This window comes from Corallococcus praedator (assembly GCF_003612125.1).
In the GTDB taxonomy this organism is placed as follows: Bacteria; Myxococcota; Myxococcia; order Myxococcales; family Myxococcaceae; genus Corallococcus; species Corallococcus praedator.
On the sequence record NZ_RAWI01001125.1, the window covers coordinates 1 to 430 of the forward strand.

2 protein-coding genes are annotated in these 430 nt (G+C 58.8%); one reads left to right on the forward strand and one right to left on the reverse strand.

Annotated elements, in window-relative coordinates; genetic code table 11:
* Nucleotides 1-212, reverse strand: a 212-nt coding sequence (locus tag D7Y13_RS47495; RefSeq protein ID WP_208734668.1) for a pentapeptide repeat-containing protein, incomplete at its 3' end; no start/stop codon positions are given.
* Between D7Y13_RS47495 and D7Y13_RS47500 the strand changes: the two genes are divergently transcribed.
* A partial coding sequence (locus D7Y13_RS47500; protein WP_208734669.1) for a hypothetical protein occupies nt 211-430 on the forward strand: 220 nt, incomplete at its 3' end. The two genes, D7Y13_RS47495 and D7Y13_RS47500, sit on opposite strands and share 2 nt — an antisense overlap.

The following is a 430-nucleotide window of genomic DNA, read 5'->3' on the forward strand; positions in this document are numbered from 1 at the left end:
GCGCTAAATAAATTCGCGTTTTGCAAATTCGCTTTGTGCAGGCGCGACTGGTGAAAATTGGCGTTGGATAAAATCGCTCGTGGCAGGCTGAGCAAGCTGAGGTCGTGACAGGTGAAATCGCGCTTGCCTTTGGCATAGGCGATCAGCAGTGCTTCGGCGCTAAGTTTGAGGGCGGCTTTACCTGCTGAGCTGCCGGAGTTGCCTCTGGTCATGGTCGTCATTGCTCGCACTGGCACGGCCCGCCGTGCGATCGCTCCCGTCTGGATGCTCGTGGCCTCAGAAGAATTCATGCCCTTGTTGGCGTTGCGGGCGCGAATCGCTGCCGCCATCCGTGCCGAAGGTGAAGACGGCGAGGTGGCTTCGCCCAAGTCGATCGAATGCCCGCCCGAATCGGGCGCTCGGCTATTTGATCGATTGGGCTTGACGACCA